We start from the raw sequence: 5,110 nt of genomic DNA, 5'->3' as shown, positions 1-5,110 counted from the left end.
GTAGGACCACTTCAGTATTGGGGAGATGCGACAGTTAAGGCCATTCTGGATATGGCCGAGGCAGAGCCGCCACAAGGCCTTGGCTGCAAAACTCTAGTTGTAGAGCCATATACGTAGGGTCGGGGACTGGCGCGGTATCCCGTAGGCCTCGGCTTCGTCTGTGTCCACCCTTTCGGGCATGGCGTGCCCTATCGAGCTCCGGCCGTAGACCCGTCTCCAGCCCCCGCCACATCGAACGCAGCATGCGGTTCTCCCGCACTACGCTCTCCTGACCGTTTCGTACCAAGGTTTATGTGACCTATGTGCATGGGAGCGCTTTCGCCCGCGGCTGTAAACGGACTGTCTTGTATCCTCGGAACAACCCGAGGTTGGCATGCAGCCATGGGGTACTCCACCTCTTCCACCCAAAGCCTCGTCGCCCCCGGGAGCGCATGAGGTGTCGTCGGATCTTCTTCTCCACCCAGAGTCGTACGTAGGCGAAGCACCGCCGGGCATGTCCCATGCGAAAGTAGTTCACCCATCCGCGCAATATCGGATTGATGATCTCGATCACGCGGGCAACAGGCTGCGATCGATATCTTCGAAAGATCTCTTTCAGCTTCCGCACCAATTCCGTTCGTTTCGCAGGGACCGGCTCATAGCACGGCCACCACTTGCCGCGTTGGCTTCGACGTCGTTGAAAGCGGAAGCCAAGAAAGTCGAAGTTCTCTCCCGCAGCCAGATCCACGTTGCGGGTCTTCTCCTCGTTGATCTCGACTTGGAGCTTGACCAGTTCTTCCCGTAGCCGTCTGCCCACTGCCTTTCGCAGCCAGTCACCCCGTGGGTGCTTCGGGTCGACCAATACGATGACATCGTCGGCGTATCGCGCATACTCCAGGTACATGCGTCGGCCTTGTCGTGTCGCTGTCTTGGCCCGTTCCAGCATCCGGTCCACCTCATTGAGGTAGACGTTGCTCATCAAAGGTGAGATTACTCCCCCTTGTGGCACGCCCTTCTTGCCAGACGCCTTCAGGATCATCTTCAGAAGACGAAGGACATCATCGTCTCGGACTCTTTCCGCCACCTTCGCCAACAGGACATGATGTCGAACATTGTCGAAGTAGGCTCGGAGATCCAGATCGATCACCTGCGTCTTACCTCGGACGATCGCCTCGGCCACCCGTTGGACTGCCTGGTGCGCTGACCGATCCGGCCGGTAACCAAACGACCCCTCTTGGAAGTCGGTCTCGAAGATCGGTTCCAGAATGAGCTTCAGAGCCCCCTGGACCACGCGGTCACGAATCGAAGGGATTCCGAGCGTTCGGACTCGGCCGCCGCTCTTGGGTATCTCCTTCTTCCGGTTCCGCATCGGACGATACGTGCGCGTAATCAGTTCGTCTCGTATCTCCTCCAGAAACGGTGGCACCCCATGGGCCTCTATGGCCTCGAACGTGACCCCGTCTATGCCTGGAGCCCCATTGTTGGCTTTCGCCATGCGATAGGCTTCCTGGAGTGTCTCCATCTTGGAGACGTGGACGTACAGACCCCAGAAGCGCCAAGACGGTTCGGCCTTCGCCTTGGCGTATATCCTCTGCCTCAGGTCCTGCAGTGAAGGTACCTCTCGGGCTTCAGACCTTGCGAGCCCTGGCTGTTTCTCCCCTTTCGGGCGAGTGTCCCCCTCGAGCGGGTCATACCCCAGCAGCACCTTCATGATGGGCCTTATCTCTTCCAGGCCGTCGATTTCCATTTGCAGCTGGCATTGGTAGAGCGCGTCATGGACCATCCTTTCCCAGCGCTCCAGGTTCCTTTCCCTGGCGCGCTGATACGTCATCCGCAACGCTTCCAGCAACCTCTGCCACGTCTGCCTGTCCATCTCCCGCCCGGCCATCCTGCCTCCCCATGCTGGCAGAAGAGCTACGATCAGCAGGGCCCCTTCGCTCCAGCGGAGTTACCCGCCTTCTCAGCTACTGCGGACCCATCCGCCACCCTCTCGCCTTCGGCACCTTTCCCGGTGTCTCCGGTTATAGCGCCTACCTTTCTCCGGGCATTTCGGCCCGGGGCGAGGAGGGCTTCTCCAGTTGCTCCACGCGTCCTTGCCACCGTGCCATCGCTATCACCCCGCCGGAGTGAGACGCCGTCTCAGCCGAATTTCGACGTCCCATGCTGCCTTCGCCCATGTAGGGGGGGCTCGGCCTCCGAGGCTTCCGGTTTCGAGGTCACCTATGCGTTCACTTTCGTTACGGCCCGGTGGCTCGCTCACCACCCCAAGGGTGGCTTTGTCGACAGGCTTCAAGTCATTCGGTTTCCCTCCTGCTTGCTGTCCGAGCTACAAGGCTTCGGCTCTTTCCTTGGTGGGATTGACTCCCACTGAACGCGTGTCCCTTCGTCTGGACACACCCTACATTCCGGGGAATTCAGATCCCATTATGTCTCAATTTCGAATGATAGCTGAGTGTGTTCGGCATACTGAGCGTGTTCAGCGCGACTGCCTTTCTATCGCCTGAGGCTTCAGCTATCGTCGTCGTCAGCGAGTTGAAACCCACCTCCTGCATGGGTCGCTGTTTTCTGGCATCCTCACCTGCTCAATGGCTTGAAGGGAACGCCTCTGTTTCGCACGGAAGATGGAGAGGCGTCTCCACGTGTTCTCGTATGGTGGTGTGTTCGGTGCGCTCTTCATTCGGCGGGTCATGATAAAGCCGAGGAATGCGGTCCCCCTTGCTCCTGCGTTGAGCCGTGATTCTGACGTTGCAGCAATCGTGCTCCTGTCTCCTTCTCTCCACCTCATCATGTCTCGAAGGATCGCACAAAGGATGAAGGAGCGCAACAGAAAAAGTTTGCAAAATCGTAACAGATGATGTGGATGAAACTTACAAAGCACGCAGGCAACGACGGGCAAGAAAAGGAGTTGCGGTGAAGCGTATCGAGCCCTATAAGTACGTTCGTATGATCAGAAACCGAAGAGAAGATCATGAACACTTTCGCCAAGGATCGTCGCAGCCCATTGCGATCTCCAGGCGAGGATTCGACATGCTCACGGCGTCGGAAAGATGATCGGGGCGATGGTGAGCAAGGATGGAGATCTTCTTGCTCCATGCGCCTCGTAACACCGTTGTTGTTACCCTACGGTCCAGAGACGGAGTGGGGTGAAGAGACAGTGTGATGTAGGGGAGATCGCCTTCGGTGGGAGTGAGGAGAGAACTGGAGTCCAAGACCATTGGACCCATGCCCATCGTGAACCGCATCATCGCGCGGTTGGAGCTGGATGAGCGGATTCAGTCCTGTTTGGACGCTGTGGAGAGAAGCGCTCGGGGGCGCAAACCTGACATTCCCCATGGCCGGGTGCTGACGGTGATGCTTCGGAATCTGGTCGTCAGTCGGCTACCGCTTTACCGGTTGCAGGAGTGGGTAAGGGGATACGTGCCCGAGCAACTTGGACTCAACGCGGAAGACATCCCGCATTTCAATGACGATCGAGTTGCCACCGCGTTAGACTGGTTCTATCGAGGGGACCGGGCATCCCTGCTGACCGGTGTGGTGACACACATGGTTCGGACTTTCGACATAGATCTGAGCCAGATCCATCAAGATACCACCAGCCTCACCTTCTTCGGCGAGTACCTCTCGGCGGGCGCCGAGGGCAGTTCGCCCTTTGTCATGGCCCGCAACCAGAACAACAAAGACCATCGCCCCGATCTAAAGCAACTGGTGTTCTCGTTGTGCGTGACCCGTGATGGGGCCCTCCCCGTGCAACATCAGGTCTTCAATGGAAACACAGCCGACGACAACGTGCACATCGAAATATGGAATATGCTCCGGAAGATCGTCGGACACACCAGGTTCATCTACGTGGCGGATTGCAAGCTCTGCTGCGAGAAGAACCTGAGGCATATCATCGGGAACGGGGGCCGGTTCGTGACCGTGATGCCGAAGAACCGGCGTGAGTACACTCGCTTCCAGGAATGGATCCAAACGCATGAGCCTGACTGGGTGGAGCTGATTCGCCGTCCGAATCTGCGAGGAAAGAAAGGGCCCGACGGGAAGGTCGAGGAGGAGGTGTTCCGGGGCTTCACGGACCCTATGCCCTCGGACGAGGGCTGCCGAATTATCTGGATCCATAGCTCGACGAAGGCCCGGTTGGATAAGGAGAGCCGACAAGCCCGAATTCACAGGGTCGGGAAGGCCTTGGATCGCCTTTCGGGCCGGATCGGCAAGGGGGATCTAGGGACGAAAGAGAAGATCCAGGCAAGAGTGGACCAGCTCTTGGCACAGACCGCTGCGGGCCGGTGGATCGAGACAGAAGTCCAAGTTCATCAGAAGCCCGTGTTCCACCAGACCAAGCCGGGGCGTCCGGGCAGGAATACGGACTATCGAAGGGAGATGAAGCCGGAGTTCGCACTTGCCTGGAAAGTCCGGGCCGATCTCATCCAGCAGGATAGCCGGATAGATGGGATCTTTCCGCTCCAGGACAATGTCAACGAACTCGACATGAAGGAGGTGCTGGAGATCTACAAATTCCAGCCCTATCTGGAAAAAAGAAATGAACAGCTCAAGTCCGTATTGGAGATCGCGCCCGTCTGGCTGAAAACGCCGACAAGGATCGCATCCTATCTCTCCTTGGTCTTTCTCGCGTTGCTCGTCTCCTGTCTTATCGAGCGGGAAATGCGTCGGGCGATGGCGCAGCAGAAGATCTCATCGATTCCGATCTACCCGGAAGAACGAGAATGTAAGACGCCTACGGCGGAGAAGATCATGCAACTATTCGATGGCATCCGCCGAAGCCGGCTCTTCGAAGATGATGAGTTCGTCGACTGCTTTTGGGATGAACTGAATGCTGTCCAGAGGAAGGTACTGCGCCTGCTGTCGGTACCCGCGAAGGAATATGGACCCTGCTGAGCCGCCGGAGAGAGGCAATGATGATGATCACGGTGAGTCAGAACATCTCGGTGAGTCAGGAGTCAGAAAAGCACCGCTGGAAATTCCAGAAAACCCGCGTTGAATTCCCCGGAATGTAGGGTGACGCCGACCGGAACGGGGAATGCGGAATCCATCTCGAACATACCGTCGTCGCGACCGCGGAGGACGGACACCTCGTTTCCGCCGATACCGTAGCCGCAGTTCGCGACGGCGAGGT

At 57.8% G+C, this 5,110-nt stretch carries 2 protein-coding genes; one reads left to right on the top strand and one right to left on the bottom strand.

All coding sequences use genetic code 11. The features are described from left to right. Positions 1-298: 298 nt before the first annotated feature. The gene (gene ltrA, locus KJ653_00535; GenBank protein MBU0684327.1) at positions 299-1,690 is read right to left on the bottom strand and encodes a group II intron reverse transcriptase/maturase; all 1,392 of its coding nucleotides are present in this window, start codon (positions 1,688-1,690) and stop codon (positions 299-301) included. Positions 1,691-3,201: 1,511 nt separating this feature from the next. On the opposite strand from ltrA, the gene KJ653_00530 reads away from it, so the two are divergent. After that, complete coding sequence (locus KJ653_00530; protein ID MBU0684326.1) at positions 3,202-4,872, top strand: IS1634 family transposase; 1,671 nt, start codon at positions 3,202-3,204, stop codon at positions 4,870-4,872. The last annotated feature ends 238 nt before the right edge of the window (positions 4,873-5,110 follow it).

It is taken from the genome of Candidatus Thermoplasmatota archaeon (genome assembly GCA_018814355.1).
Lineage (GTDB): Archaea > Thermoplasmatota > Thermoplasmata > UBA10834 > UBA10834 > COMBO-56-21.
This window is presented reverse-complemented; position numbering and strand designations above follow the sequence as displayed.

Excerpts from the sequence above, each read along its gene's own strand:
- ltrA (MBU0684327.1), bottom strand. The coding sequence starts at position 1,690 with ATGAAGGTGCTGCTGGGGTATGACCCGCTCGAGGGGGACACTCGCCCG.
- KJ653_00530 (MBU0684326.1), top strand. The coding sequence starts at position 3,202 with ATGCCCATCGTGAACCGCATCATCGCGCGGTTGGAGCTGGATGAGCGG.